The sequence below is a fragment of the Hydrogenophaga sp. L76 genome (assembly GCF_057654755.1).
This window is the reverse complement of sequence record NZ_CM172807.1, coordinates 617893-643338: the sequence shown is the minus strand read 5'-3', so window position 1 is coordinate 643338 and position 25446 is coordinate 617893. Positions and strand designations below refer to the sequence as shown.

Here is a 25446-nt window from a genome sequence, read left to right as displayed (position 1 = left end):
GTCCTGAAAACACAGCGCAGCGGGCCTACAATTCAAACCGTCTGCAGTGCGCGCCGGGCTTTATATTTCCTTGAACCAATGCTCATTGAGCACGGACTAGGTACATTGCCTGACGGGTGTGAGCATCTCGCGTCAGATGAACCCGAAGTCACGCTGCCCTGGCCCACCTGAACCCCGGTTCAGGATGACGGTCCGGCGGCATTGCAGACACCTTATTCGAAACACCCCCCTGCGCCGCTTCGCGTCTTCCCCCCTCTCCTGCGGGAGGGGGCACGCAGCCAGTGGCCCGGCGAAGCCGGTTCCACGGCTGATCCGGGTGGCTCCCCCTCCTGCGCGTGCTTTCGGCGTCTGGCCACGATCCCCTCATGATCCTTGAACCTCTGCTCATTGCCGAACTGGTTGCCCTTGGCCTGTGCACCGGCTTCCTGGCCGGCCTGCTCGGCATCGGTGGGGGCATGATCATGGTGCCCTTCATCACCGTGATCCTTTCGGGTCGCGGTGTCGCCCCCGATCTATCGATCAAGATGGCCATCGCCACCTCCATGGCCACCATCATCTTCACCTCCATCTCCAGCGTGCGCGCGCACCACCAGCGCGGTGCCGTGCGCTGGGACATCGTCAAGCGCCTGGCGCCGGGCATCGTGCTGGGTGCCGCGCTGGCCAGCCTGGGCGTGTTCTCGATGCTCAAGGGTTCGTGGCTCGCGCTGGTGTTTGCCGCCTTCGTCAGTTTCTCCGCGACGCAGATGCTGATGGACAAAAAACCCAAACCCACACGCACCCTGCCCGGCACCGCGGGCCAGATCGGCGCGGGCACGACCATCGGCTTCCTCTCCGGTCTGGTGGGTGCGGGGGGCGGCTTCGTGAGCGTGCCCTTCATGACCTGGTGCAACGTCGCCATCCACAACGCCGTGGCCACCAGCGCCGCGCTCGGCTTTCCGATTGCGCTGGCCAATGCCCTGGGCTACATCGTCGCCGGTCAGGACGTGGCTGGCTTGCCCACCGGTTCGCTGGGCTATGTGTTTCTGCCCGCGTTGCTGGTCATCGCCATCGCCAGCGTGATCATGGCGCCCTTGGGTGTGAAGGCCGCGCACGCGCTACCGGTGAAATCGCTCAAGCGCGTCTTCGCCAGCATCCTCTACGTGCTGGCCGCCTACATGCTCTACAAGGGCCTGGCAGCCTGAAGGGCTGTGAGCCCCTACGCTCCACCACCGCGCGGGTCGCTGCCCCCCAAAGGGTGCGGTCTTGCGTGGGGCGGCCCTGCGCTGCGACCAGTGGCATTCCAGCTCAACCCGTGAGCTGAACGTTCGACACCACGATGCCGTCCTCGTCGGCGTAGAGCCAGTCGCCCGGCCGCACCCACACACCCTGGATCTGCACCGCCAGATCGCGCAGCCCCTCGGTGCGGCGCTCGGTGGGCAACGGTATGCAGGCCAGCGCGCGGATGCCCACGTTGCAGACGGCCAGCTCGGCCACATCGCGAACGCAGCCATCGATCACCACGCCAGCCCAGCCATTGCGGGCCGCCGCAGCCCCCAGGTTGCCGCCCAGCAGCGCGCGGCGCAACGAGCCGCCGCCGTCCACCACCAGCACCCGGCCCTCGCCCGCGCTTTCGACCGCCTGCTTCACCGGGGTGTTGTCTTCGAAGCATTTGACGGTGACCACCGGTCCCGCGAAGCGGCGCACCGCACCGAAATCGCGGAACACGGGCGGCAGCACACGAAAGGCGCCGGAGTCATCGTTCTTGTGGGCGTCACACAAATCGCAGGTGGCCATCATGGGGGTGTTGGACATGGTGAAAATCGGATTGAAAACCGGTTGAAAAACGAACGGAGGAAGGGCCTGGAAATCGAGCGCATTGGAGCATGCCCACACGCTCTGACGAACAGCTTGCACAGGGCGTGGGCTGAAGTGTTGTTTTCAACGCCAATATGGGCCTCACTTCCTCTGAAAACCTGCAAAAAACCTGATCACGCCGCTTGGAATGGTGATGCAAGTCCATTAGCATCCGAGACACCGGTGAGAAAGCGCGTTTTCCGCTGGTGAATAGTCAACTTCTAGAAGGATATCCAACCATGGCAACTGCAAAAAAAGCGCCGGCTAAAAAAGCCGCCCCGGCCAAGAAGGCCGCTGCACCGGCAAAGAAGGCCGCTCCTGCGAAGAAGGTCGCTGCACCCGCGAAGAAAGCCGCTCCGGCCAAGAAGGCTGCTGCTCCGGCAAAGAAGGCCGCTCCGGCCAAAAAAGCCGCCCCGGCCAAGAAGGCAGCTCCGGCGAAAAAGCGCACGCCCAACGCCGCGTTCATGAAGGCCATGACGCCCAGCGCTGCATTGGCCGCCATCGTGGGCTCCACCCCGCTGCCACGCACCGAAGTGACCAAGCAGGTCTGGGCTTACATCAAGAAGAACAAGCTGCAGGACGAAGTGAACCGCCGCATGATCAACGCCGACGCCAAGCTGAAGGAGATCTTCAAGAAGGCCCAGGCTTCGATGTTCGAAATGACCAAGATGATCAACGAACACCTGAAGTGATCAGGCCCCGGGGCTCCGCGCTTCGCGCAGAGCCTTCGATCAAAAGAGCCGGCGCAAGCCGGCTTTTTTTCGTCTGGGCGCGACCGGCGCTGCCGAAGGGTCACGGCAATCGGATACCCCCTGCAGAGCACCCCCCAAATGTGAGAAACTGAAAAAAACCTACCCTCAATGAGGTATGACAGCTCCACCCCCACAGCCCAACATGCCGGTCAGCGGTTCAGGTCATGAGGACCTGACGCCGTTGCCGCTGCAATACAACAGGGTGGTCCTTGTGATGGACTTGGTGGAATCGGTGCGTCTGATGGCGGCAAACGAGTCGGCGGTGGTGAACCACTGGCACGGCTTTCTCAGCCATGCACGAACGCAGGTGCTGCCCCAGCGGCGCGGCCGACTGGTCAAGAGCCTGGGTGACGGCATCCTGGCCGAGTTCGACCAGCCCGTCGACGCCGTGCAGGCGGCCCACGAACTCCACCGCTTCTTTGTCTCCCTCAACCAGACCCTGCCGCCCGCCGAGCAACTGCACCTGCGGGCGGGCATCAACGCCAGCCACCTGTATGTCGATTCCGAAGACGTGTATGGCCACGGCGTGAACCTGGCTGCGCGTGTGACCAGCCTGGCCGATCCGGGGGACACGGTGGTCACAGCGGCCGTGCGCGATGCCATCGTCGACGGGGTGGACGGTGAAGTCGAGGACATGGGTGACAGTTATCTCAAGCACTGGCCGGAGCCGGTGCGCACCTGGCTGGTTCACCCGGTGCGAGACGGCCAGGTGGTCTGGCGGCCAGCGGCGTGCGAGGCCGCGCCCGTCGATTTCCGGCCCTCCATCGCCGTCATCCCGTTCGAAGCCCGCAACCCTTCGCCGGAACACTTCGTCATCGGCGAGCTCATTGCCGACGGCGTGATCGCGCAGCTTTCACGCAGCCAGGACCTGCGCGTGATCTCGCGACTGTCCACCACGGCCTTTCGCAACCGCAGCGCCAGCCCCGGCGAAATCGACGCCCGGCTCGACGCCGCTTTTGTACTCAGCGGCAGCTACGCCACCCTGGGTGACAGGGTGGTCATCATGGCCGAGCTGTCCGACACACGCCGCCATGAGGTCGTGTGGGCCGAGCGCCTCGGTGGCGACACCCTGGACCTGGTGCAGGAACAAAGCGAATTGCTCAACACGCTCAGCACCGCCTGTGCCCACGCGCTGCTCCATGCCGAAGTGCAGCGCAGCCTGGTGCTGCCCCTGCCCAAGCTGGACAGCAATTCGCTCATGCTGGGCGGTATCACGCTGATGCACCGCTCGACAGCGCGCGACCTGCAGCGCAGCCAGCAGCTGCTTGAGGCGGTGGCTGAACGGCACAAACGCGTGGCGGCACCGCGGGCCTGGATGGCCAAGTGGCACATCATGCAGGTGGTGCAAGGCATCGCGGCCGATCCGGCCAGGGAGTTCCAGCGGGCGATCGACATGGCCGACCGCGCGCTCGATCTGGAGCCTTCCAGTTCGCTGGCCATGGCCATCAAGGGCCACGCGCTGTGTCACCTGGGCGAAGACGTGGATGCCTCGCACCGCCTGCTGCAGGAAGCCACCCAGAGCAACCCCAACGATCCCATGGCCTGGCTCTACAACAGTGTCTGGTCAACCATGTGGGGCACACCCACGGATTCGATGATCGAAGCCGAAAACGCTCTGCACCTCTCCCCGCTGGATCCGCAGAAATACTACTTCGAGATGATGCTGGCGACCAGCTGCGCCGCCATGGAGAAGTGGGATCGAGCCATTGAACTCTCTCGTTCGTCGCTGCTGAAAAATCGATACCACCTGCCCACGATCAGAACGCTGCTGATCGCCCAATACGAACTTGGCCATGCAAAGGATGCAAAGGAAACCTTTGCCCTCTTGATGCAACTGCAGCCCCAGTTGACGGTGCAGCAGTATCTGGCTGCAGGAGGCGAGAGCCCGTTGCGACAACGGGTCGCGAAAGCGCTGACCAGTCTTGGTCTACGAATGCACTAACCAACAGGAGCGTCGAAATGAGCGGTGGCATCAGCGGAGGCATCAGTGGCGGTATCAGCGGTGGCATCAGCGGAGGCATCAGTGGCGGTATCAGCGGTGGCATCAGCGGAGGCATCAGTGGCGGTATCAGCGGCGCAGTGGTCTCCTCCGACGCCCTCATCCTCAGCCGAGCAGCCATCGTCGGCCCGTTCACCGGTGCGTCCTTGCACGCCACCGAACCGGGGTTCGACGAACCCGCCAACCTCAAACTCTGGGCCGATGGGCCGCGCGTCACGGCCTGCTTCACCGAGCTGGTCGAGGGCCTGCTGTTCCGCACCCGCAACGGCCCCAAGGAAGCGCTGCTGGAGTTCGCCAACCTGCAGGCCAATACCATCCAGCGCAAACCGCTCGTGCGCCTGCGCGCACCCACCAAGGCCCAGTTCAAGAAACAGCTCGATCTGGTTGCGGCCTACGCCGATCTGCGCGCCGACCGCGCGGCCGAGGTCGTGGCGCAGCTGACGCCGCCGCTGGCGTTCTTTTCGTCCATGGTCGGCCTCACGGCACACCGCCACAAAAAAACCCTGCAACTGCTGGACCTGGTCTTTGCGCTCTGCTTGCATGTGGAGATGCGCTTCAAGCACGTCTTCGCCAGCCTGCGGCCGGAAGCGTTTTCGCCGCAGATCCAGCCCATGATCCAGACACCCGGCCATGGCAGTTGGCCCAGCGGCCATGCCACCGAAGCCTTTGCCTTCGCCGTCCTGCTGGAAGCGCTGCTCAACGCCGCCTCTGCAGAAGGTGTCGCCACCCCCAACGGCACGGCCAGCCACGAACAGCTGCAACGCCTGGCCGCACGCATCGCCGTGAACCGCACGGTGGCCGGTGTGCACTTCCCGGTGGACAGCGCGGCTGGCCGCCTGCTCGGCACGGCGCTGGCCGAGTTCCTGGTGGCCCGGGCCACCGGCACACGGGTGCACGAGCGCGGCTTTGACGGCCGCCTGTTCCACGGTCCGAACGGCGAGGCGCTGGACTTCAGCCTGCACCAGAAGATGGACGGCCCGCAGCGGCAGCCGGCCTACACACGCTCGGCGACCAGCACGGGCGTGGGCAATGCCCCCCTGCTTACCTGGCTCTGGGAGGAAGCGATCGAGGAGTGGCAATGAGCGCCCCGGCGCGCAGCGCGGAGGTGCTGGAATGAGCGCACCGACCTGGCAGCCCTTGCCCACGGGTGAGTTCACCGGCATCGACTGGAGTGCACCCGGCGCCATCGATGGCCAGGACCCCTACCTCGCCTGGGCCGAGGCCGACCACTTCGCCGGCTACCGGCGAAGGCCCGGCAAAAAGCCGTCGAAGTGGTTGCCCATCGTGATTCAGCTCTCGGAGCAGGCCGACGTGCCGGCGCTGGTGGGCGCGTCCCGCACCGCCTGGCTGCAGATTCCCAGGGTGTACCTGAACGTGCCCGACCTGCGCTTTTGCAGCGCGCGCGTGAAGCCGCGTTTCTTCGACAAGCTACGCAGCGACGACCATTTGCGCAGCCTGATCCAGCGCTTCGAACTCGGCCTGCCGGTCGCGCCGCACACGCACGCGCTGATCGACCCCTGCACACCCACCAGCCAGCCCACCCCGGCCCATGGCCTGCTGGGCGGCAAGGTGCTGGGCTTGATCGACGGCGGTCTGGCGCTGGCCAACAGCGCCTTTCTGGACCGGCACGGTCACACACGCATCCGGCATTTCTGGCGGCAGGACGCCTACGAGAACGGCAACTGGCCCGGTAACCAGCCACGCCACCGCGAACCGCTGGACCCGGCACGCGCCGGCCCCACGCCGCACGACATGGGCTACGGCCACGAACTGTCGGGCGCGGCCATCGACGCGGCCATGACGGCCTACACCCGGCAGGGCCAGGTGGACGAAGACGCGCTCTACCAGCACCTGCAGCTCTGGGACCTGAGCAAACCCGTCAACCACGGCACCCACGTGTTGAGCCTGGCCTGCGGGCCGGGCAGTCCACTGCATCCGGTCCACGACGACGCCAGCCGCGCCGACCTGGTGGCCGTGCAGCTCGACTGGTCGAACGTGCTCGACACCTCGGGCGGCGCCATGAACGTGAGCGTGCTCGACGGCTTGATGTACATCCTGGCGCGCTGCGCGCCGAGCGCGCAGGTGGTGGTGAACATCAGCTGGGGCACCTTGGCGGGGCCGCACGATGGCAGTTCCATCCTGGAAGCGGCCATGGACCAGCTGATCGCACTGTATGGCGGGCGGCTGCAGGTCACCGTGCCCGCGGGCAACGCTTACCAGAGCCGCACCCATGCCAACGCCACGCTGCCGCCGAACCGGGCTGTGACCCTTCACTGGCGCGTGCAGCCGGACGACCGCACCCAGAGCTTTCTGGAACTGTGGCTGCCCGATGGCGCGCAGGACGTGACGATTTCCGTGACGCCGCCAGGACACCCGCAGCCTTTGCCCGCGATGCCCATGGGGCAGGCGGGCCTGTGGACCGACACCCACGGCGCCCCCCTGTGCGGGCTGATCTTCCCCGCCACGACCGCGCTCGGCACCCACGGCACCTGCGCCCTGCTCGCGCTCGCACCGACCTTCAGCCGCCACGCCGCCGACACCACCGCGCCCTTTGGCTCGTGGAAAGTCACCCTCGCCAACACGGGTGCCAGCACCACACTGTTTGACGCCTACGTTGAGCGCGACGATGTGGCCATTGGTCAGAACACCGGTGCCCGACAGTCCTACTTTGAAGACGCGGACTACGACACCAGTGGCAACCTCGGGTCTTTCGTCGATCATCCAGACAACCCGACGCCGATCCGGCGCAGCGGCACCTTCAACAGCCTGTCCACCGGCCAGAACACGGTGAGCGTGGGTGGTATCCGGCGCGATGCATCGCCCAGCGGGCACTTCGCCCTGTATTCCCCGCGCAAGCCCGACCCGGACGCTGGCCGCCCTGAACGGCCGGGCGTGAAGAAAGTGCCCGACAAACTGCAACCCAGCGATGACAACCCGGCCCTGTGGGGCGTGCTGGGCGCGGGCAGTCGCAGCGGCAGCGTGATCCGCTTGGCCGGCACCAGCAGCTCGTCGCCACAACTCGCCCGCCAGCGACTCAACGAAGCCTGAAAAATGCCTGCGCGGAATGGGTCTCGCGCTACCAGCGCGCGGGCAAGGGCTTGAGCAGCCAGATGCAGCGCTCGCGGACGGCGATGTAGCCGCCACTCTCCAGGTCTTTCAGCAGGCGGCTGACCATCTCGCGCGAACAGGCCAAGTGCTGCGCCATGGCCTGGTGGGTCAGTCGCTCGCGCAATGGCCGCTCGCCCCGTTCGTTGGGCGGGCTGGCCATCCGGTTCAGCAGGCTGACCAGACGACCGTAGACATCGATGAGGGCTACGCTGCGCGCGCTTTCCGTGGCCAGGCGGGCGCGCCGGATCAGACGGCCCAGGAGTTCGAGGGCAAATTCGGGGTGATCGGCGATGTAGCCCAGCAGCGTGGCTCTGGTCACCACGGCGCAGGTGCTGGCCTCGGTGGCCTCGACATTGGCCGACCGGGGACCGCCGTCGAGCGACATTTCGCCCACGTATTCCCACGGCCCATACGTGCCGAGGGTGAGTTCCTTGCCGCTGTTGTCGGCCAGAAAGGCCCGGAGCCGGCCCTTGAGAACGACATAGAGCGTGTCGCCGGTTTCCCCTTCCTGGATCAGCAGCGCCCCCCGGCGGTAGAGACGCGGCACCCCGAGGGCGGCCAGAGCCTCAATGTGTGATGTGGAACCGGGTTTGGGCGATAACGCGGCGGCAAGGGGCATGGATGCTCATGGTTGGGCGAACTCCATGGCATTGTGAGGCATCGGCGAAACGATGCGCAAGGCGGGCACCACCGGCGGCAGGCTGTTGACGCGCTGCATCATCAGCCGGATGCTGGGACAGCCGGTTTTTTCGCGCAGCGCCTTGATCTGGCTGCGCACCGTGGACTGGACCACGCCGTGTTCGGCGGCGATGTCGGGAATGGACAAGCCGCGGCACAGACCCATCAACACCGACTCTTCGCTGGGGCTGAGGTTCTGCGCCCGGGCGAACAGGCGCACAGCCAGGTTCTCGCTGGCGCCCTGTCGGGACAACAGCACCAGCACCGACGGCGAGTCGGTCTCCAGGGGATGGCTCAGCGGGATAAAGGCCAGCGACAGTTCCCGGGACACGTTGCGAAGCGAAACCAGCCGGCGTTGACCCCGCAGGGCTTGCTCCAGCGCCTGCTGGATCTGCAGAGTGAACTCGGTAGTGGTACCCAGCAGCGTGTTGCCGTGGTTCATGATCAGCCGGGCGCTGATCATTTCGTGGCGCGCCAGGTGGTTGGCATGACGCAGACGGCCCTGCGCATCGATCACCAGCACACCGTAGTCGATTTCGTCCAGCACGCGCAGCAGGAGCGCCTGCTCCAGACCGCCCTGCGTACCCAGGCCCGCTGCCGAAAAATGGCTGCGGGTGGAGATGGTTTCATTGGCTTGCCACATGTGACGTTCCTCCGTCGTGTTGATGGAGGAACTTTAGAAAAAAGGCGGCCGGACAGATAGCGCGTGGTTGCCCGGCGTTTTGTGATCTATTTACATTTCGCCGAGAAATCGGCCTGAAACAGGTCTTATGCCCGCGCCTTCTCGCGGATGGCCGACAAGGTGCCCCGCGTGGTGATGACTTCTTCACTGAGCATCACTTCGATCACCGTGCCGCCGGGCGCCGCCAGGGCACGCAGCAGCGCGGGCTCGAATTCGGCGGTGTGGGTGATCTGCTCCGCCGCGTAACCGTAGGCCCGGGCGAGTGCACAGAAGTCCGGGTTGTTCAGGTCCGAACCGCTCACGCGCGCCGGGTACTCGCGCTCCTGGTGCATGCGGATGGTGCCGAAGGTGCCGTTGTTGAGCAGCAGCACGATGCTCTTGGCGCCGTGCTGCACGGCCGTGGCCAGCTCCTGACCGTTCATGAGGAAGTCGCCGTCGCCCGCGATGGTGAAAGCGGTGCGCCCGGTGAGGATGGCCGCCCCGATCCCCGCCGGTACGCCGTAGCCCATGGCGCCGTTGGTGGGTGCGAGCTGGGTCTTGTGGCCTTTGACCAGCCCGTGGTAGCGGTAGAAGCGGTGCAACCACGACGCAAAGTTGCCCGCGCCGTTGGTGAGCACGGCATCGGCCGGCAGGTGCTGCTGCAGCGTGTGGATGAGGGCTGGCATGTCGATCGTGCCGGGCAGCACGATGCCCCCGTTGCCCACGTCCACGTTGGCCTCGTAATCGGCGTGGCAGGCCTGTGTCCACTGGCCCCAGGCGACACCGGGTGGCGCGGTCAAAACCTCCAGGCTGCGCGCTGCCGCGTTCATGGTGGCGTTGATCGCCAGCGTGGCCTGGTAGACGCGGTTCAGCTCTTCGGCGCTGGCGTGGATGTGCACCAGTTTCTGTTTCGGCACCGGTGCTTCAATCAAGGTGTAGCCACCGGTGGTCGATTCGCCCAGTCGTGGGCCGATGGCAATGAGCAGGTCGCTCTCGCGCACGCGCGTGGCCAGTGCCGGGTTGATGCCCAGACCGATGTCGCCCGCGTAGTTGGGGTGGTGGTTGTCGAAACAGTCCTGGAAGCGGAAGGCGTTGGCCACCGGCAGTTGCCAGTTTTCAGCAAAGCGCTGCAAGGCCGCCGCCGACTGCGGCGTCCAGCCACCTCCGCCGGCGATCACCAGCGGGCGCTCGGCCTGCAGCAGCAGTTCGCGCAGGCTGCGCAGCGCGCCCGGGTCGCTCCAGGCCTGCACCGGCTCCACGCGCGGCAGCGGTTCGACGTCCACGGTTTGCGTCAGCATGTCTTCGGGCAGCACGAGCACCACCGGGCCGGGCCGGCCGTTTAGGGCGGTGGCGAAGGCGCGGGCCACGTATTCGGGGATGCGGCGCGGGTCGTCGATGCGCTCCACGCGCTTGGCCATGCCCTTGGTGCTCGGCCCAAAGAAGCTCAGGTAGTCCACCTCCTGGAAGGCTTCGCGGTCGCGCGCGTCGCTGGCCACGTCGCCGATGAACAGCACCATGGGCGTGGAGTCCTGGAAGGCGGTGTGCAGGCCGATGGAGGCGTTGGTCGCGCCCGGTCCGCGGGTCACGAAGCAGATGCCCGGTCGCCCGGTGAGCTTGCCCTGGGCTTCGGCCATGAAGGCCGCTCCGCCCTCCTGCCGGTTCATCACGAAACGGATGCGGTCGGCGTGGGCATGAAAACCGTCGAGCACGGCGAGGTAACTTTCGCCCGGCACGCCAAAGGCGTGGGTCACACCCTGGGCGATCAGGCATTCAATCAGCAGGTGGCCGGCGAGTTTTTGTGTCATGCCGGCATTGTGCCGCGGGTCGAAATTCAGACTGTCCTGCGGCCGACACCCACAGCCGCATAGACCGATATGAACAGCACCACCGCGGCGCCGGCCAGCGTGAGCGCGTACCAGCCGCGGTCCATCAGGGCACCAAACACCAGCGGCGAGATCGCGAAACCCACGTCCAGACCCGAGTACACGGTGCCGTAGACACGGCCGGTCGCGCCTTTCGGCGTGGCTTTCTTGATCATCATGTCGCGGCTCGGGCCACCCACGCCGACGGCGAAGCCGGTGGCGGCCAGCGCCACCATGGTGCCGGTGGCGCCCAGCCAGCCGGTGGCGCACAGCAGCAGCAAGGCCGCACCGCAGGACATCGAGACCGCCACCACGCGGTCGCTGGAGAACCGGTGGCTCTGCCCATAAGCCGCCACGAAGCCGCCGACCAGCATGCCGCCGGCACCGCACAGCATGTAGGCGCTGATGGTCAGCGTCGCCGCTTCGACGCTCACGCCGTACAAGCTCTTCAGGATCGACGGGGCAAAACTCTGCACCACCGCGAGCGTCATGGTGGACAACAGAAAGAAAGCAAAACACCACCACACCACCGGCAGTTTCAGATAGGCCAGCTCGGCGCCCTTCGGGGCGTCGGCGTGGCGCACGTGCACCTCGGTGCGCAGCTTGTCGCGCTGCCAGAACAGCAGGGCCAGAACGGCCACGTAGAGCAGCGCGGCGGCGTGGTACGCGGTGCGCCAGTCGGTCAGCGCGGTGATGCCGACCAGGAACGCGGGCGCCAGCGCCCAGCCCAGGTTGCCGGTGAGACCGTGGGCGCTGAAGGCGTGGCCCAGGCGCGGCGCCGACACGCGCTGGTTCAGGATGGTGAAGTCCGCCGGGTGGAACGGCGCATTGCCCAGTCCGGCCAGAGCGGCCACCAGCACCAGACCCATGTAGCCCGTGACCATGGAAGCGGCCAGCGACGCCAGCAGGAAGCAGGTGATGGCGGCGAACAGCACCGGCCGCGCACCGATACGGTCCACCACGAAGCCGGCCATGGCCTGGCCCGAACCCGAGATGATGAAAAAGATGCTCATGAGCAGACCGACGTCGGAAAAGCTCAGGCCGAAGTCGCGCATGAACACCGGGAACAGTGGGGCGAGCAGCAGGTGGGAGAAGTGGGAGGTGCCGTGCGCCAGGCCGACGAGGCCGATCACGGAAGCATCCTGCTTGAGTGGAATGGGGTTGACCGGCGCTGTGGCGCCCAGGGTGGCGGTGTTCATGCGGCCAATGGTAGGGTGGGCAGGTGGGGCTGTTATGCGATAAAAAGACAATTCCTGTCGAATTCCAGCCAAACCGCCCTGCCCCACCCATGAAACCCCGCCGCCCGCGCCAGGCCGTCCCGGTCGGCGACACCGACCCCTTCGAACCCACGCCGGCGCGGCCGGTGCGCTGCCGCGCACGCGCCATGGGGCACGACACCCAGTTCGAGCCGCACCACCACCCCTGGGGCCAGCTCGCCTGTTGCGCCAGCGGCCTGCTGCAGGTGACGGTGGCGGCGCCGTCGTGCGAAGGCGGTGAGCGGCCTGGCTACGAGACCACCACCATCGTTCCACCGTCGCGCGCGGTCTGGATTCCGCCGGGGGCGCGGCACGCGGTCACCATGCTCGAAGCCTCGCAATTGCACACCCTCTACATCGATGCGTCGGTGGTGCCGGCGGACTGGCGCTGTTCGCGCGTGCTGGTGGTGTCGCCGCTGCTGCGCGAGCTGGTGCGGGGCATGGACCAGCCCCACGCGCAACCAGCGCCCCAGCAGCAGGCCCTGGCCACGCTGGTGCTGGCCGAGATCGCGCACGCGCCGACCCAGCCCCTGGGTGTGCCCATGCCCGACCCACAACAGGGCGACCGCCGGCTGCGCGCGCTGTGCGAAGCCGTGATGAACGCACCCGCGTTGCACGCCACGCTGGCCGCCTGGGCGGCGCACAGCGGTGCGAGCGAACGCACGCTGGCACGGCTGTTTCGCGAAGAACTGGGCACCGGCTTCCAGCGCTGGCGCCAGCAGGTGGTGCTGGCCCATGCATTGCCCATGCTGGCGCGCGGCACGCCCGTGAGCCAGGTGGCCGCGGCCAGCGGCTATGCGAGCGACAGCGCCTTCACCGCCATGTTCAGGGCGGCGCTCGGCCAGCCGCCCACGCGCTTCGGGCCGGGTCGACCAGCGTCCGCCTGATCAGGCGGGTCGCTCGACGGGCAACACCTCCCAGACCCGCTCCTTGGGCCGGCACAGGCGCATGCCCAGCGGCGTGACGACGATGGGCCGCTCCACCAGCACCGGGTGGTTCACCATGAAATCAAGCAATTGCTCGTCGGTCCAGTCGGGCCGGGCCAGATCCAGCTGCGCGTACAGATCGCCCTTGGTCCGGATCACGTCGCGCGGGCGCAGGGCCATGGCTTTCAGCAAGCCTGCCAGCTGTTCGCGCGTGTAGGGGGTCTTCAGGTACTCAACCACCAGCGGGTCGAAGCCCGCCTCGCGGACCATGGCCAGGACGTTGCGCGAGGTGCTGCAGGCGGGATTGTGGAAAAAAGTGATGTCGGGGTTCTTGGGCTTCATGTCGGTGCTTCGGTGGAGGCTGGCGCGAGCATAGCGCCCGCTCGCGGTGCAAAGTGCCCGGACATCGGACGCTGGCGGCCTTGTCACGCCCCTGTCACGGCCGGCCCGTATCTTGCTCATCTGAAGTCACACGCACAGGGAGCACCATATGGCCAACATCGAACGGTTCGCCAAAACACCCAAGGCCTGGGACGCGCTCGCACGCCCGGGCCAGATCGGGCGCAAAGCCCACAGCCTGCTGCTGATGGCCAATGGACGGCGCAGCGAGCGGGAGCTTTCCATGCTGCTGGGAGATGACGTCTCCGAGCTGGCACACGGACTGCAGCTCCAGGGTTACCTGCAGCCGATTCCGCTTGTGATGTACAGCGACGGGGACAACACCCTCAACAGCTGATCGCCCCGGCGCTCAGAGCCAGCGCTTGAGCAGCCCCATCACCTGGTCAAAGCGCTTGCCGTACGGCGGGTAAAACAGGCTGCCCATCGCGAAGCGCGACTGCACCAGCACCGGCTTCTGCTGCGTGAAACGCAGGAAGCCGGTTTCGCCGTGGTAGGCGCCCCAGCCACTCTCCCCCACGCCACCGAACGGCAGGTTGTCGTGGGCAATGTGCAGCAGCGTGTCGTTCACGGTCACGCCGCCGCTCACCGTGTTGCTCAGCACGTGGTCACGCGCTCCGGTGTCGCTGCCAAACCAGTAGAGCGCCAGCGGGCGCGGCCCGGCGTTGATGGTGGCGATGGCTTCATCGGGTGTGCCGTAGCTCAGCACCGGCAGGATGGGCCCAAAGATTTCCTCGCGCATCAGGCGCAGGCCGGGATGGGGATCAAACACCAGGACCGGGTTCATCTGGCGCTCCTGGGCCACCGTGTGTGCCCCCTCACCACCTGAGGCGTGGATCTCCACCACCCGGACACCCTGTGTCCGGGCTTCTGACACCAGCGACTGCAGGCGCGCATGGTGCCGGTCGCTGAGGATGCTGGTGTAGTCGGGGTTGCCGCCGATGGTGGGGAACAGGCGCACCACGGCCGCCGCAAACGCCTGTTCGAATTCGGCCTCGCGCCCGCGCGGCAGCAGCACGTAGTCGGGTGCGATGCAGGTCTGCCCGGCGTTGAGCAGCTTGCCGTGGGCGATCTTGATGGCGGCGCCGGCGATGTCGCATGAAACGTCGATGATGCAGGGCGACTTGCCGCCCAGCTCCAGCGTGGTCGGCGTGAGGTTGGCGGCCGCGGCCGCCGCCACCTTGCGGCCCACCGCGGTGGAGCCGGTGAAGAACAGGTGGTCAAACGGCAGGCTGGCGAACTCGTGCGCCACGTCCGCCCCGCCCTGCACCACACACACCTCGTCGGGCGCAAAGGCCTGGTTCAACACCGCGGCCAGCAACGCCGAGGTGTGCGGCGTCAGCTCGCTGGGCTTGATCATCACGCGGTTGCCCGCCGCCAGCGCCGTGGCGGCCGGGCCCAGCGTGAGCTGCAGCGGGTAGTTCCAGGGGCCGATGACCCCGATCACGCCCAGCGGCTGGCGCTGGATGTGCGCGCTGGCGGGCTGCAGGTAGATGGGTGTGGACACGCGCCGCGGTTTCATCCACGCGCCGGTGTGCTTCTCCAGGTCGCCCAGCAGCGCGCGCAGCACAAAAAAGTCGGCCACCTCGGTGAGTTGCAGGGAGCGCACGCCGAAGTCGGCCTGCACCGCTTCGGCCAGCGCCGCGCCGTGCACGTCGATCAAGGCCCGCATGCGCTGCAGGCGGTCGAGCCGAAGCGCCAGCGGCACGTCGATCTGGGAGCGGCTGGCCCGGTACTGCGCGTCAAACAGGGCGCGCATCGGGAGGTCGGGCGGGGTCTGGGTCATGGTGCCATCATAGAAAAGACGTCGCCCCGGAGATAGGGGTTGTGCCCCTATCAGGCGGGAACCGCTTCGGGGGCGACGACACAAGCGTGGGCTGGAGCGCCGGGCACGCCCTTGACCACCGCGTCGATGGCGGCATCGACCACCGGACGCACCGCCAGCGGCCGCAATCCGCGCTGGCGGATGAGCTTTTCGCAGCTGCGCCGGGTCATGGTGTGCGGGTGCCCACCCCGGCTGGTGAACAGGAACAGCGTGGCCCGGGCGTTGGCCCAGACCAGCCGGGCACGCAACCACTGTCCGCTGGCCTGCAAGTCCACCCAGTCACCCACATGCAGGCTGGCGAGCACGCCTGCGGCTTCCATCCCCACATCCACCTCATCGCCCTCTTCGCTGGACGTGGACAGAAGCGCTGCCGCGGGGTTCTCCACCACCGGAGCCTCCGCAACCGGTGCGTCCTCGAACCCGGCTTCGACCCGCTCACGCGCCGCGAGCCAGGGCGTTTCTGCCACCTGTGGCCTGGGGGCTTCGGCCAGGTTGTCCGCTTCGGGAAAGGTGACGACCGGGCTTTCGAGTGCCGCCGGCATCGAAGCCCCGGCCTGAGACCGGGCGCTGGCCCGACGCAACGCCAGCACCGGCTCGTGGTAACGGATCAGGGCATCAAAGAAAGACGCTGTTTCTTCCGCAGGCTTGTCCAGCACGGTCAGCCCGGCGCGCAGTCTCTGCAGCAGGCGAGGCAGCATTTCGAACAGTTTGCGCGGCTGGCGCAATGTGACTTCGTGCCGCACGCTCCACAGCAGATCCGGGATCACGGCCCGGAAGCCCATCGGGTCTGGGTCCCCATCGGGGTGGCGCAGCTGCGCCTCGGCGATCACCAGCGACCAGCTGCCGTAGAGGAAGTCCAGCACCACCGCGGGCGCGTTGAAAACGTCGGGCCGAAGACTGATTTCCCACGCCACCTGGTCGGCCAGGGCTTGGCGCGCCTCGGCGAAACGCAGGGCCTGCAGGTGCTGCTCCTGGGTGGCAGCCTCGGCCTGATCGACGTTCGCCCAGTCTTCCTGCAGGTGTTCCAGCGCCACCGCAAAGGGCTCGGGGGTCGCGCCCGGCAGGGCGTTGAGGGCGTTGACGGCCTCGCGCACCGGCGCATGGAACTGCTCGAACTCGGCCGAGAACTCATCGTTGAAACGGAAGCTGCGTTGCGCGACCTGCTCGACCAGCAGACGGGCCGGGTGCTGGTCCTTGGCAAAGAAACGCGGGTCGTCCATCGCCAGCCGCAACAGGGCCGGTTCCAGCGCCACCACCGCCTCGCGCACCGGCGCCAGCAGCAGCGGATCGCGCGCCACCTGGTTGACCAGTTTGCGCACCAGGTCCAGGCCCACGGCCTGCGACACGCGTTCGGCCTGCTGTTTGAGGTCGAGCAGCACCCGTGTGCGCTCATGCGGGGCGGCGTAAGGACCCCAATGGTCCGATCCCAGCTGCGAACCGATGCTGACCGCACGCGCAGGCCGGTCAACAACAGGTAGGCCGCGAAACTGCACACGCTCGCGATCAACCACCACTTCGTCCAGCAGGGGCAGATCCGCCTGGGCCTGGGCGATCCGCTGCTCGCGTGTCAGCTGCTCGTAATAGCCCGAATCGAGGGCCTGTTCGAACCGGTCGCCGCGCTCGGCCAGGAAATCGTGGAATACACGATGGTCCAGCCGGGTCTGGGCGCCGGCCAGGGCCGTCATGGGCGGCAACGGTTCGCTCTGTTCGCCGGATCCGGCCGCGGTGGGCGCCAAGGTCTGGGCATCCCAGTTCAACAGGTCGCGCCGGGCTGGGGCCGAGCCCGGGCTCGCCTGCGGATCGTCCACCAGCCGAATGCGGTAACCCGCCTCCTGCACATTGGCCTGCTGCAGCCGCAGCGCCAACTGCTCGTAGAGCTGGCACAGCCCGCGACCGAGCGGGGCGGCCAGGTGCTGCAACCACAGAGAGCGGATCTCGGGATCGCGTTCGATCTCGGCGATGAGGTCGCGCAGCACCCGCACAAACACCGAAGGACGCAGCGGGTTCTTTTCCACCTGCACGGTCTCGAAGCCAATCAGCGAACTCATGCGCGCATCCAGCGCCGCCAGCGCCTGCTCCACCACCGGCATCAGGTCCTGCAGCAGACGGGCCGACTCCAGCGATTCGGACACCGACAGGTCATCCACCAGCGCCAGCAACGAGGAGTCGGACAGCAGAGCCAGCGACGAGGTTCGCCCGTCTTCGTCCCCTCGCTCGAAGGCCTCGCGCAGACGCACCGGGTAGGCATCGGTCAGCGCGCCCCGGTGCTGCATCATGGCCCAGCACGCGCGCGCGATGCGCTGTCGCTCGCCCACCTCGCCAGCTTTCGCCTCGGACGCCTGCAGCGAGTTCACCGCCGCATCGACGCAGCGACCCAGCAAAGGTTTCGCCTGGCGGGCGACCTCATCAAAACATTGATCGAGCAAGTGTGACGAATTCGGCATATATCCTCGAATTTATACCGTCCGCCTCTTGTTCGAATGCAAGGCAATGGCAACGACCTGTTACCAGTGCGACCGTCTATCCCCCGATCACGACCGTCCGACGGTTCTCCTTCATCAGTCCATTTCGATGGGTTCGCCGAACTCGAACACGCCCGGGTGACGCACCGGGTCCACCCCCACCGGGATCACCGACTTCGGCGGGTACTTGCCTTCCAGCAGCAGCTTCGAGAGCGGGTTCTCGATGCGCTGCTGGATCGCGCGCTTCAAGGGTCGGGCGCCAAACACCGGGTCGAACCCGACTTTGGCCAGTTCTTCGAGGGCCGCCGGCGCCACTTCCAGACGCAGGTCCATCTTCTGCAGTCGCGCCTGCAGGGCTTTCAGCTGGATCGCGGCGATGGACGCGATGTGCTGTGCGTCGAGCGCGTGGAACACCACGGTCTCGTCGATGCGGTTCAAGAACTCGGGCCGGAAGTGGTCCTTGAGCTCGCCCCACACGGCTTCCTTGATGTCGTCGTAGGGCTGGCCGACCATGGCCTGGATCAGGTGCGAGCCGATGTTGCTCGTCATCACGATCACGGTGTTCTTGAAGTCCACGGTGCGACCCTGGCCATCGGTCAGGCGACCATCGTCCAGCACCTGCAACAACACGTTGAACACGTCCGGATGCGCCTTCTCCACCTCGTCGAGCAGCAGCACGCTGTAGGGCTTGCGGCGCACGGCCTCGGTCAGATAGCCGCCCTCCTCGTAGCCCACGTAGCCCGGCGGCGCGCCGATCAGGCGGGCCACGGAGTGTTTCTCCATGAACTCGCTCATGTCGATGCGGATCAGGTGGTCTTCGCTGTCGAACAGGAAGCCCGCCAGCGCCTTGCACAGCTCGGTCTTGCCCACGCCGGTTGGGCCGAGGAAAAGGAAGGAACCGGTCGGGCGGTTCGGGTCCGACAGGCCCGAGCGCGAACGGCGGATGGCGTTGGCCACGGCCGAGATCGCTTCATCCTGCCCCACCACGCGGGTGTGCAGCTTGTCTTCCATCACCAGCAGCTTGTCACGCTCGCCCTGCATCAGCTTGGCCACGGGAATGCCGGTGGCGCGCGCCACGACCTCAGCGATCTCTTCGGCGCCGACCTGGGTGCGCAGCAGTTGCGGACCCACACCCGCGCCGCCCTTGGCCTTGCCGGACTCTTTCTCCTGCGCTTCCATGAGCTGCTTTTCCAGCTCCGGCAGCTTGCCGTATTGCAACTCGGCCACCTTGGCCAGGTCGCCCTTGCGGGTCAGGCTCTCGATCTGCTGGCGCAGCTGGTCGATCTCTTCGCGCACCTGCGCGCTGCCCTGGGCCGTGGCCTTTTCGGACTTCCAGATTTCGTCCAGATCGGCGATCTCTTTCTGCAGCTTGGTGATCTCTTCTTCGATCAAGGTCAGCCGTTTCTGCGAAGCCTCGTCCTTTTCTTTCTTCACCGCTTCGCGCTCGATCTGCAGCTGGATCAGCCGGCGGTCGAGCTTGTCCATCACCTCGGGCTTGGAGTCGAGTTCGATCTTGATCTTGGCCGCGGCCTCGTCGATCAGGTCGATCGCCTTGTCGGGCAGGAAACGGTCGGTGATGTAGCGGTGGCTGAGTTCGGCCGCGGCGACGATGGCCGGGTCGGTGATGTCCACGCCGTGGTGCACCTGGTAGCGCTCCTTCAGGCCGCGCAGGATGGCGATGGTCGCCTCCACCGTCGGCTCGCCGACCAGGATTTTCTGGAAGCGGCGCTCCAGCGCGGCGTCTTTTTCGATGTACTTGCGGTATTCGTCCAGCGTGGTCGCGCCCACGCAGTGCAGCTCGCCGCGCGCCAGCGCGGGCTTGAGCATGTTACCGGCGTCCATCGCGCCTTCGGCCTTGCCCGCGCCCACCATGGTGTGCAGCTCGTCGATGAAAACGATGGTCTGGCCTTCGTCCTTGGCCAGTTCGTTCAGCACGGTCTTCAGGCGCTCTTCAAACTCGCCGCGGAACTTGGCGCCGGCCAGCAGCGCGGCCATGTCCAGGCTCAGCACGCGCTTGCCCTTGAGCGAATCCGGCACTTCGCCGGCCACGATGCGCTGCGCGAGGCCTTCGACGATCGCGGTCTTGCCCACGCCGGGCTCGCCGATCAGCACCGGGTTGTTCTTGGTGCGGCGCTGCAGCACCTGGATGGCGCGGCGGATCTCGTCATCACGACCGATCACCGGATCGAGCTTGCCCAGGCGGGCGCGCTCGGTCAGGTCCATGGTGTATTTCTTCAGCGCTTCGCGCTGGCCCTCGGCCTCGGGGCTGTCCATCTTCTGGCCGCCGCGCACGGCCGTGATGGCGCTTTCCAGGCTCTTGCGGGTCAGCCCGTTTTCGTTCGCGATGCGGCCGATATCGCCCTTCTGGTCGGCCACGGCGAGCAGGAACAGCTCGCCGGCGATGAACTCGTCACCGCGCTTGATGGCTTCCCTTTCGGTGGCCTGCAACAGCTTGGCCAGATCGGAGCCGACCTGCACCTGCTCCTGTCCCTGCACTTCGGGCAGGCGCTTCACAGCCGCCTCGGCGGCCTTGGCCAGGCCCTGAACGTTCACGCCAGCGCGCTGCAGCAGCGACTGCGGGCCGTCGGCCTGGCGCAGCATGGCCAGCAGCAGATGGGCCGGATCGATGTAGGCGTTGTCGTTGCCGAGCGCCAGGGTCTGGGCTTCGCTCAGGGCTTCCTGGAACTTGGTGGTGAGTTTGTCGAGTCGCATGAAAGAGCTCTCCGGAAAATTTGATTACCCGGCATTTGGAGCGATTCCCCGGGTTTTCAAGGTGGTTTTTCCAGCTTGCGCCCGCGTGCACCACATCGTCTTGACGCAGATCAGCCGATACCCGCCCTTTGGGGGCCGTCTGGACCGGCGCCGCTCAACGGCGCCAGTAGGCGTAGGTCCAGGCGGTGGTCAAGCCCAGCCGGCGGTACAGCGCGAGCGCCGGCCCGTTGTCCGCCACGACCTGGAGAAACACCCGGTGAATCCCGCGGCGCAAGGCCTCTTCGGCCATGGCCTGCAACACCCGCCCGGCCAGGCCCCGGCCCCGGTGCGAGGCGGCGGTGCGCATGCCGTGCACGCTGAGCCAGCCGTGGCCGTAGGCCGCGGCCCCGCAGGCCACCGTCTGCCCGTCTTCGCGCAGGCTGGCAAACAGCGTCCCGGTGGCCCGGCTCAGCGAGCGGGCACGGCTCGCACCGTCCACCGGATCCAGGCCTTCGCCCAGGAACATCGCCATCCAGGCGGCGTCGGGCGTGTCCGCCAGGTCCGCCACCGGCCCGGTCTGCGCCATCAGCAAGTCCTGCACGCGGCCACACTGCGTCAGCGTGGGCTGGGCGCGCGCGAAGCCCCGCGCTTGCAGCCCCTGGTGCAGGGCTTCGAAGGCCGGTCCATCAGGCAGGCGGAAGGCCGGCACGAAACCCTGGGCAGCGTAGCGGTCGAGGATGTCGTCGAGCACCGCCGGGTCGGCATTGCCATGGCTCAGGGGGACAGCGCTGCGGGCACGGCCCACCGTGCCGCTGTCCATGGGCAGCAGCCAGCCGGGCAGCGACTCCACGCGCTCGGGCGACACGGCGTCGAGCGTGGCGCGTTCAATGGCTTCGATGTCGGCGTCGGAGAGGATCGTGGGCGCCATGTCAATAAGGGCTGTCAGGCGTTCTGACTCTGAATGCCCCACTTGGCCAGCGCCGCGTCATCGCTGACCCGCGCATCCACCCAACGTGCACCCTCCGGCGTCTGTTCTTTCTTCCAGAACGGCGCCTGGGTCTTGAGGTAGTCCATCAGGAACTCGCAGGCCTGGAAGCTCTCGCCCCGGTGCGCGGAGGTCACGGCGACCAGCACGATCTGGTCCAGCGGCTGCAGCAGGCCGACGCGGTGAATCACGCGCGCGGCGTAGATGTCGAAGCGTTTGAACGCCTCGTCGATCATGGCCTCGATGCTCTTCTCGGTCATGCCCGGGTAGTGCTCCAGCTCCATGGTGCTGATGCTCTGGCCATCGTTTCGGTCACGGACCGTGCCAACGAAGGTGCAGATGGCACCCACGCGCTTGTCCTGCTCGCGCAGCCGGGCGACCTCGGTGCTGAGGTCGAAGTCCTGGATCTGGATGCTGACGCGGGCGATCATGGTCAGCCTCCGGTCACGGGCGGAAAAAAGGCCACTTCGGCGCCCTCGCTGAGCGCGGCGGCTTCGTCGGTCATGGTCTGGTTGAGCGACACGCGCACCGCCCGGCCACGCGCCAGCGCCTCGGCATAGCCGCCGCCCCGCGCGATCAGTTCGTCGCGCAGGACGGTCAGCGTGCCGGCCGCCGTGTCCAGCGACTCGCTGCCGGTGCCGACGGATTCGCGGATGGAGGCGAAATAGCGCAGTTGAATCTTCACGGGATAGGCCTTCAGAGCAGCAGGTCGGCAAAAGAAAGATAGGACACCAGATCGTCCCGGGCGATGGTGGTGCCAGCCGGGTTGTCGACCAGACCGTCGCCCCAGACCGCGGACGTCAACACGCCCGAACTCTGGTTGGGAAACAGGTCCAGCCCGCCGGCGGCGTTGCGGCGCACGCGCAGGAATTCGCGGCGCTTGTCGGCGCGCGGCAGGTCGAAGTGGGCGGGCAGCTTCACCGGTTGCAGATCCGGCGCCTCGGCACCCTGCAGCCGCAGCAGGAAGGGTCGCACCAGCAACAGGAAGGTGACGAAGCTGGACACCGGGTTGCCCGGCAGACCGATGAAATGGCAGGGCTGCGCCGCTTCGGCACCAGCTCCCGCATCGCGCCGCACCGTGCCGTACGCGAAAGGCTTGCCCGGCTTCATGGCGATCTGCCACAGGTCGAGGCTGCCCAGTTGCTGAACGGACGGCTTGATGTGGTCCTCTTCGCCCACCGAGACGCCGCCGCTGGTGAGGATCAGGTCGTGGTGGTCGGCCGCAGACTTGAGGGCGGCGAGCGTCAGCTCCCGCTTGTCCGGCACGATGCCAAGGTCACTCACCTCGCAGCCCAGCCGCTGCAGCAGCGTGCGCAGAAAGAAACGGTTGGAGTTGTAGATCGCGCCGGGCTTCATGTCTTGCGGAGCCACCTCGCCCGGCATCACGAGTTCGTCGCCGGTGGAAAACAGGGCCACGCGCGGACGCACCATCACCGGCAGCTGGGCACAGCCGATGCTGGCCGCCAGCCCCAGGCTGGCCGGGGAAAGCCGGGTCCCGCGCGGCAAGACCACCGCCCCACGCGTCACGTCTTCGCCGGCACGACGCACCCATTGGCCAGAGGCCGGTACGGCGTCGATGTGCACCGCATGCAGATTGCCGCCCACCTCACGGGTGTCTTCCTGCATCACCACCGCATTGGCACCCGCGGGCATGGGCGCACCCGTGAAGATGCGCGCGCAGGTTCCGGGCCGCAACGGCTCGGCGGCATGACCGGCCGCGATGCGCTGCGACACCGCCAGCACCTTGCCGGCTTCGGTCACGTCGGCCGCGTTGACGGCATACCCGTCCATCGAAGAGTTGTCCTGCGGCGGCACCTGCAGGCCGGACACCAGATCGCGGGCCAGCACGCGGCCATCGGCCTCGAACGTGGCCACCGTCTCGACCCGCGGCAACGGAACGACCCGCGCGAGCAGGTCGGTCAACGCAGCGTCCAGCGCCATCAAGGGGGCCCGGGCGGGCGGTGCAGAAGCGTTCATGGTGTCAGGGTCGGTGGGTGGGCATGTCCGCCGGGTCAGATGTAGGCCTCGGGAACATAGTCAAAACGGTCTTCATTGTCGAGCAGCCAGCCGGCCACGGCAGCGGCGTCGTTCAAATTCAGCACCGGGCGCAGGGTGGTCTGCGGCAATTGATCGGCGCTGTCGGTGGCGATGGCGGCGACAAAGGGATCGTCCGGGTACAGCACGGGCTTGCCGGTGGCCGCACGCCAGACCTCGACCTTGAGCAGGTTGCTGTCGCGGTAGCCCTCGACCAGCACCCAGTCCACACCCGGATGCAGCGTGCGAATCACGTCGTGGACCGTCAGCTCCACCGGCCGCTCGAATTCGCGCATCAGCACCAGGCGCTGCGGCGACGCGGCCACTACCTCGTAGGCTCCGGCCTCGCGATGGCGCCAGGTGTCTTTGCCGGGGTGGTCCATTTCAAGACCATGGTGCACATGCTTGACCACCGAGACCCGCAGGCCCCGCTGACGCAGGACGGGGATCAGCTGCTCAACCAGCGTGGTCTTGCCCGCACCGGAAAAGCCTGCAAAGCCGACGACTTTCATGCCCGCTGCCGACGCCCGGGCATCACGCCGCGGGGCAATGCTGGGTGATGTAGCGCTGCACCGCCGCCGTGTCGGCCGGCATCACCTGCACCCGCTTGGGCAGGGCTTCGATGCCGTCGAACTTGGCGGGCCGGTCGGGCTGGCGCCCCAGCGCCTCGACGATGGTCTCGGCGAACTTGATGGGCAAGGCGGTTTCCAGCACGATCATCGGCACCGCCTCGTTGGCGTGCTCGCGCGCCACCTTCACGCCGTCGGCGGTGTGGGTGTCGATCATCACGCCAAAGCGCTCGAACGTGTCCTTGATGGTCGCCAGGCGGTCGGCGTGTGTGCTCTTGCCGCTGACGAAACCGTAGTGGCTGGCGGCTTCGGCGAACACCGGGTCGGCGCTGAGATCGAAACGGCCGTCCTTGCTCAGCGCCTCGCCAAACAGCGCCTTGACGCGCGCGCCATCGCGGCCCAGCAGGTCGAACACGAAACGCTCGAAGTTGCTGGCCTTGGAGATGTCCATCGACGGGCTGGAGGTCTCGTGCGTGTCGGCGCTGGCGCGCACGCGGTAGACACCGGTGCGGAAGAACTCGTCGAGCACGTCGTTTTCGTTGGTGGCCACCACCAGCGTCTGGATCGGCAAGCCCATCTGGCGTGCCACATGGCCGGCGCAGACGTTGCCGAAGTTGCCACTGGGCACGGTGAAGTTGACCTTCTGGTGATTGCCCGTGGTCGCCTGAAAGTAGCCAGCGAAGTAATAGACCACCTGCGCCAGCAGCCGAGCCCAGTTGATCGAGTTGACGGTGCCGATCTTGTACTGGCGCTTGAACGCCAGGTCGTTCGACACGTTCTTGACGATGTCCTGGCAGTCATCGAACACGCCTTCAATGGCGATGTTGTGGATGTTCTCATCCATCAGGCTGAACATCTGCGCCTGCTGGAACGGGCTCATGCGGCCGTGCGGGCTGAGCATGAAAACGCGCACGCCGTGCTTGCCGCGCATGGCGTATTCGGCTGCGCTGCCGGTGTCGCCAGACGTCGCGCCCAGGATGTTGAGTTCTTCGCCGCGGCGCGCCAGCTCGTATTCGAACAGGTTGCCCAGCAACTGCATGGCCATGTCCTTGAAGGCCAGCGTCGGGCCGTTGGACAAGGCTTCGAGGTAGAAGCCGTCTTCCAGCTGCTTCAGCGGCACGATGGCCGCCGTTCCGTACACCGCTTCGGTGTAGGTCTTGTCGCACAGCGCCTTCAGGTCGGCGGCAGGAATGTCGTCGATGTAGAGCGACAGCACCTCAAACGCCAGCGCGGCGTAACCACCGGCCGCACCGCCATTGAACACCGTGCGCCAGCGCGCCAGCGTGGCCGCTTCCACCTGCGGGTAACGCTCGGGTAAATACAGACCACCATCAGGCGCCAGGCCTTCCAGCAGGATTTCGCAGAAGTGCTTGCGGTCCGGGTGACCGCGGGTGGAGAGGTACAGCATC

The 25446-nt window shown here is 66.8% G+C and carries 22 protein-coding genes and 1 other RNA gene; 8 read left to right on the top strand and 15 right to left on the bottom strand.

Annotation, left to right across the window (positions count from 1 at the left end; translation table 11 throughout):
* Positions 1–35 precede the first annotated feature (35 nt).
* Positions 36–214: non-coding RNA, 6S RNA (gene ssrS, locus AC23D4_RS03000), on the top strand.
* Positions 215–365: 151 nt separating this feature from the next.
* Entirely contained in the window at positions 366–1181 is an 816-nt protein-coding gene (locus AC23D4_RS02995) for a sulfite exporter TauE/SafE family protein (protein WP_472887205.1), read from the top strand.
* A 103-nt stretch (positions 1182–1284) separates the two neighbouring features.
* Here the strand turns inward: AC23D4_RS02995 and rraA are convergent, their stop codons facing one another.
* Complete coding sequence (rraA, locus tag AC23D4_RS02990) at positions 1285–1791, bottom strand: ribonuclease E activity regulator RraA (RefSeq protein ID WP_472887206.1); 507 nt, start codon at positions 1789–1791, stop codon at positions 1285–1287.
* Between the two features lie 281 nt (positions 1792–2072).
* Between rraA and AC23D4_RS02985 the strand changes: the two genes are divergently transcribed.
* The 4 genes from AC23D4_RS02985 to AC23D4_RS02970 all read left to right on the top strand — a co-directional run bounded on the left by AC23D4_RS02985 (position 2073) and on the right by AC23D4_RS02970 (position 7632).
* A complete protein-coding gene (locus AC23D4_RS02985; RefSeq protein WP_177139822.1) occupies positions 2073–2525 on the top strand; it encodes an SWIB/MDM2 domain-containing protein in 453 nt (150 codons plus the stop codon).
* A gap of 274 nt (positions 2526–2799) precedes the next feature.
* Positions 2800–4527, top strand: coding sequence for an adenylate/guanylate cyclase domain-containing protein (locus AC23D4_RS02980; RefSeq protein WP_472887207.1), 1728 nt, complete (start codon positions 2800–2802; stop codon positions 4525–4527).
* A 17-nt stretch (positions 4528–4544) separates the two neighbouring features.
* Complete coding sequence (locus AC23D4_RS02975) at positions 4545–5666, top strand: phosphatase PAP2 family protein (RefSeq protein ID WP_472887208.1); 1122 nt, start codon at positions 4545–4547, stop codon at positions 5664–5666.
* 31 nt (positions 5667–5697) lie between these two features.
* On the top strand, positions 5698–7632 hold the full coding sequence (locus tag AC23D4_RS02970; protein ID WP_472887209.1) for a S8/S53 family peptidase: 1935 nt from the start codon (positions 5698–5700) through the stop codon (positions 7630–7632).
* A gap of 28 nt (positions 7633–7660) precedes the next feature.
* Here AC23D4_RS02970 and AC23D4_RS02965 read toward each other — a convergent pair whose 3' ends face one another.
* From AC23D4_RS02965 to AC23D4_RS02950, 4 genes are all read right to left on the bottom strand, one after another.
* Positions 7661–8311, bottom strand: coding sequence for a Crp/Fnr family transcriptional regulator (locus AC23D4_RS02965; RefSeq protein ID WP_472887210.1), 651 nt, complete (start codon positions 8309–8311; stop codon positions 7661–7663).
* A gap of 6 nt (positions 8312–8317) precedes the next feature.
* Positions 8318–9013 (bottom strand): helix-turn-helix transcriptional regulator, encoded by a 696-nt coding sequence (locus tag AC23D4_RS02960; RefSeq protein ID WP_472887211.1) that lies wholly within the window; start codon positions 9011–9013, stop codon positions 8318–8320.
* Positions 9014–9138: 125 nt separating this feature from the next.
* Complete coding sequence (locus AC23D4_RS02955) at positions 9139–10836, bottom strand: thiamine pyrophosphate-binding protein (protein WP_472887212.1); 1698 nt, start codon at positions 10834–10836, stop codon at positions 9139–9141.
* 26 nt (positions 10837–10862) lie between these two features.
* The gene (locus AC23D4_RS02950) at positions 10863–12092 is read right to left on the bottom strand and encodes an MFS transporter (RefSeq protein ID WP_472887213.1); all 1230 of its coding nucleotides are present in this window, start codon (positions 12090–12092) and stop codon (positions 10863–10865) included.
* An 89-nt stretch (positions 12093–12181) separates the two neighbouring features.
* Here AC23D4_RS02950 and AC23D4_RS02945 point away from each other — a divergent pair, with 89 nt between their 5' ends.
* Positions 12182–13036 carry an AraC family transcriptional regulator gene (locus AC23D4_RS02945; RefSeq protein ID WP_472887214.1) on the top strand — a complete coding sequence of 285 codons (855 nt, stop codon included), beginning with the start codon at positions 12182–12184 and terminating at the stop codon, positions 13034–13036.
* Here AC23D4_RS02945 and arsC read toward each other — a convergent pair whose 3' ends face one another.
* Complete coding sequence (arsC, locus tag AC23D4_RS02940) at positions 13037–13417, bottom strand: arsenate reductase (glutaredoxin) (RefSeq protein ID WP_472887215.1); 381 nt, start codon at positions 13415–13417, stop codon at positions 13037–13039.
* A gap of 148 nt (positions 13418–13565) precedes the next feature.
* Here arsC and AC23D4_RS02935 point away from each other — a divergent pair, with 148 nt between their 5' ends.
* On the top strand, positions 13566–13811 hold the full coding sequence (locus AC23D4_RS02935; protein ID WP_177139808.1) for a hypothetical protein: 246 nt from the start codon (positions 13566–13568) through the stop codon (positions 13809–13811).
* Positions 13812–13823: 12 nt separating this feature from the next.
* Here AC23D4_RS02935 and AC23D4_RS02930 read toward each other — a convergent pair whose 3' ends face one another.
* From AC23D4_RS02930 to thrC, 9 genes are all read right to left on the bottom strand, one after another.
* Complete coding sequence (locus AC23D4_RS02930) at positions 13824–15257, bottom strand: coniferyl aldehyde dehydrogenase (protein ID WP_472887216.1); 1434 nt, start codon at positions 15255–15257, stop codon at positions 13824–13826.
* Between the two features lie 50 nt (positions 15258–15307).
* Positions 15308–17740, bottom strand: a complete 2433-nt coding sequence (locus AC23D4_RS02925; RefSeq protein WP_472887217.1) for a DUF1631 family protein — start codon at positions 17738–17740, stop codon at positions 15308–15310.
* Between the two features lie 114 nt (positions 17741–17854).
* Positions 17855–20470: an ATP-dependent chaperone ClpB gene (gene clpB / locus AC23D4_RS02920; protein WP_472887218.1), complete on the bottom strand. Its 2616-nt coding sequence runs from the start codon at positions 20468–20470 to the stop codon at positions 17855–17857.
* A gap of 154 nt (positions 20471–20624) precedes the next feature.
* A complete protein-coding gene (locus AC23D4_RS02915; protein WP_472887219.1) occupies positions 20625–21377 on the bottom strand; it encodes a GNAT family N-acetyltransferase in 753 nt (250 codons plus the stop codon).
* 14 nt (positions 21378–21391) lie between these two features.
* Entirely contained in the window at positions 21392–21865 is a 474-nt protein-coding gene (locus tag AC23D4_RS02910) for a molybdenum cofactor biosynthesis protein MoaE (protein WP_472887220.1), read from the bottom strand.
* A 2-nt stretch (positions 21866–21867) separates the two neighbouring features.
* Positions 21868–22119, bottom strand: coding sequence for a MoaD/ThiS family protein (locus AC23D4_RS02905; protein ID WP_472887221.1), 252 nt, complete (start codon positions 22117–22119; stop codon positions 21868–21870).
* Positions 22120–22130: 11 nt separating this feature from the next.
* Complete coding sequence (locus tag AC23D4_RS02900; protein ID WP_472887222.1) at positions 22131–23411, bottom strand: molybdopterin molybdotransferase MoeA; 1281 nt, start codon at positions 23409–23411, stop codon at positions 22131–22133.
* A gap of 35 nt (positions 23412–23446) precedes the next feature.
* Positions 23447–23980 carry a molybdopterin-guanine dinucleotide biosynthesis protein B gene (gene mobB / locus AC23D4_RS02895; RefSeq protein ID WP_472887223.1) on the bottom strand — a complete coding sequence of 178 codons (534 nt, stop codon included), beginning with the start codon at positions 23978–23980 and terminating at the stop codon, positions 23447–23449.
* 22 nt (positions 23981–24002) lie between these two features.
* The gene (gene thrC / locus AC23D4_RS02890; protein ID WP_472887224.1) at positions 24003–25445 is read right to left on the bottom strand and encodes a threonine synthase; all 1443 of its coding nucleotides are present in this window, start codon (positions 25443–25445) and stop codon (positions 24003–24005) included.
* Between the last annotated feature and the right edge of the window lies 1 nt (position 25446).

What these genes read in the sequence shown, in the direction of transcription:
- AC23D4_RS02910 (WP_472887220.1), bottom strand. Translation starts at nt 21,865, where the DNA reads ATGATCGCCCGCGTCAGCATCCAGATCCAGGACTTCGACCTCAGCACC.
- AC23D4_RS02965 (WP_472887210.1), bottom strand. Translation starts at nt 8,311, where the DNA reads ATGCCCCTTGCCGCCGCGTTATCGCCCAAACCCGGTTCCACATCACAC.
- AC23D4_RS02985 (WP_177139822.1), top strand. Translation starts at nt 2,073, where the DNA reads ATGGCAACTGCAAAAAAAGCGCCGGCTAAAAAAGCCGCCCCGGCCAAG.
- mobB (WP_472887223.1), bottom strand. Translation starts at nt 23,980, where the DNA reads ATGAAAGTCGTCGGCTTTGCAGGCTTTTCCGGTGCGGGCAAGACCACG.
- AC23D4_RS02900 (WP_472887222.1), bottom strand. Translation starts at nt 23,411, where the DNA reads ATGAACGCTTCTGCACCGCCCGCCCGGGCCCCCTTGATGGCGCTGGAC.
- AC23D4_RS02950 (WP_472887213.1), bottom strand. Translation starts at nt 12,092, where the DNA reads ATGAACACCGCCACCCTGGGCGCCACAGCGCCGGTCAACCCCATTCCA.
- AC23D4_RS02975 (WP_472887208.1), top strand. Translation starts at nt 4,545, where the DNA reads ATGAGCGGTGGCATCAGCGGAGGCATCAGTGGCGGTATCAGCGGTGGC.
- AC23D4_RS02970 (WP_472887209.1), top strand. Translation starts at nt 5,698, where the DNA reads ATGAGCGCACCGACCTGGCAGCCCTTGCCCACGGGTGAGTTCACCGGC.
- AC23D4_RS02925 (WP_472887217.1), bottom strand. Translation starts at nt 17,740, where the DNA reads ATGCCGAATTCGTCACACTTGCTCGATCAATGTTTTGATGAGGTCGCC.
- AC23D4_RS02960 (WP_472887211.1), bottom strand. Translation starts at nt 9,013, where the DNA reads ATGTGGCAAGCCAATGAAACCATCTCCACCCGCAGCCATTTTTCGGCA.
- thrC (WP_472887224.1), bottom strand. Translation starts at nt 25,445, where the DNA reads ATGCTGTACCTCTCCACCCGCGGTCACCCGGACCGCAAGCACTTCTGC.
- AC23D4_RS02935 (WP_177139808.1), top strand. Translation starts at nt 13,566, where the DNA reads ATGGCCAACATCGAACGGTTCGCCAAAACACCCAAGGCCTGGGACGCG.
- clpB (WP_472887218.1), bottom strand. Translation starts at nt 20,470, where the DNA reads ATGCGACTCGACAAACTCACCACCAAGTTCCAGGAAGCCCTGAGCGAA.
- rraA (WP_472887206.1), bottom strand. Translation starts at nt 1,791, where the DNA reads ATGTCCAACACCCCCATGATGGCCACCTGCGATTTGTGTGACGCCCAC.
- AC23D4_RS02930 (WP_472887216.1), bottom strand. Translation starts at nt 15,257, where the DNA reads ATGACCCAGACCCCGCCCGACCTCCCGATGCGCGCCCTGTTTGACGCG.
- arsC (WP_472887215.1), bottom strand. Translation starts at nt 13,417, where the DNA reads ATGAAGCCCAAGAACCCCGACATCACTTTTTTCCACAATCCCGCCTGC.
- AC23D4_RS02915 (WP_472887219.1), bottom strand. Translation starts at nt 21,377, where the DNA reads ATGGCGCCCACGATCCTCTCCGACGCCGACATCGAAGCCATTGAACGC.
- AC23D4_RS02955 (WP_472887212.1), bottom strand. Translation starts at nt 10,836, where the DNA reads ATGACACAAAAACTCGCCGGCCACCTGCTGATTGAATGCCTGATCGCC.
- AC23D4_RS02995 (WP_472887205.1), top strand. Translation starts at nt 366, where the DNA reads ATGATCCTTGAACCTCTGCTCATTGCCGAACTGGTTGCCCTTGGCCTG.
- AC23D4_RS02980 (WP_472887207.1), top strand. Translation starts at nt 2,800, where the DNA reads ATGGACTTGGTGGAATCGGTGCGTCTGATGGCGGCAAACGAGTCGGCG.
- AC23D4_RS02945 (WP_472887214.1), top strand. Translation starts at nt 12,182, where the DNA reads ATGAAACCCCGCCGCCCGCGCCAGGCCGTCCCGGTCGGCGACACCGAC.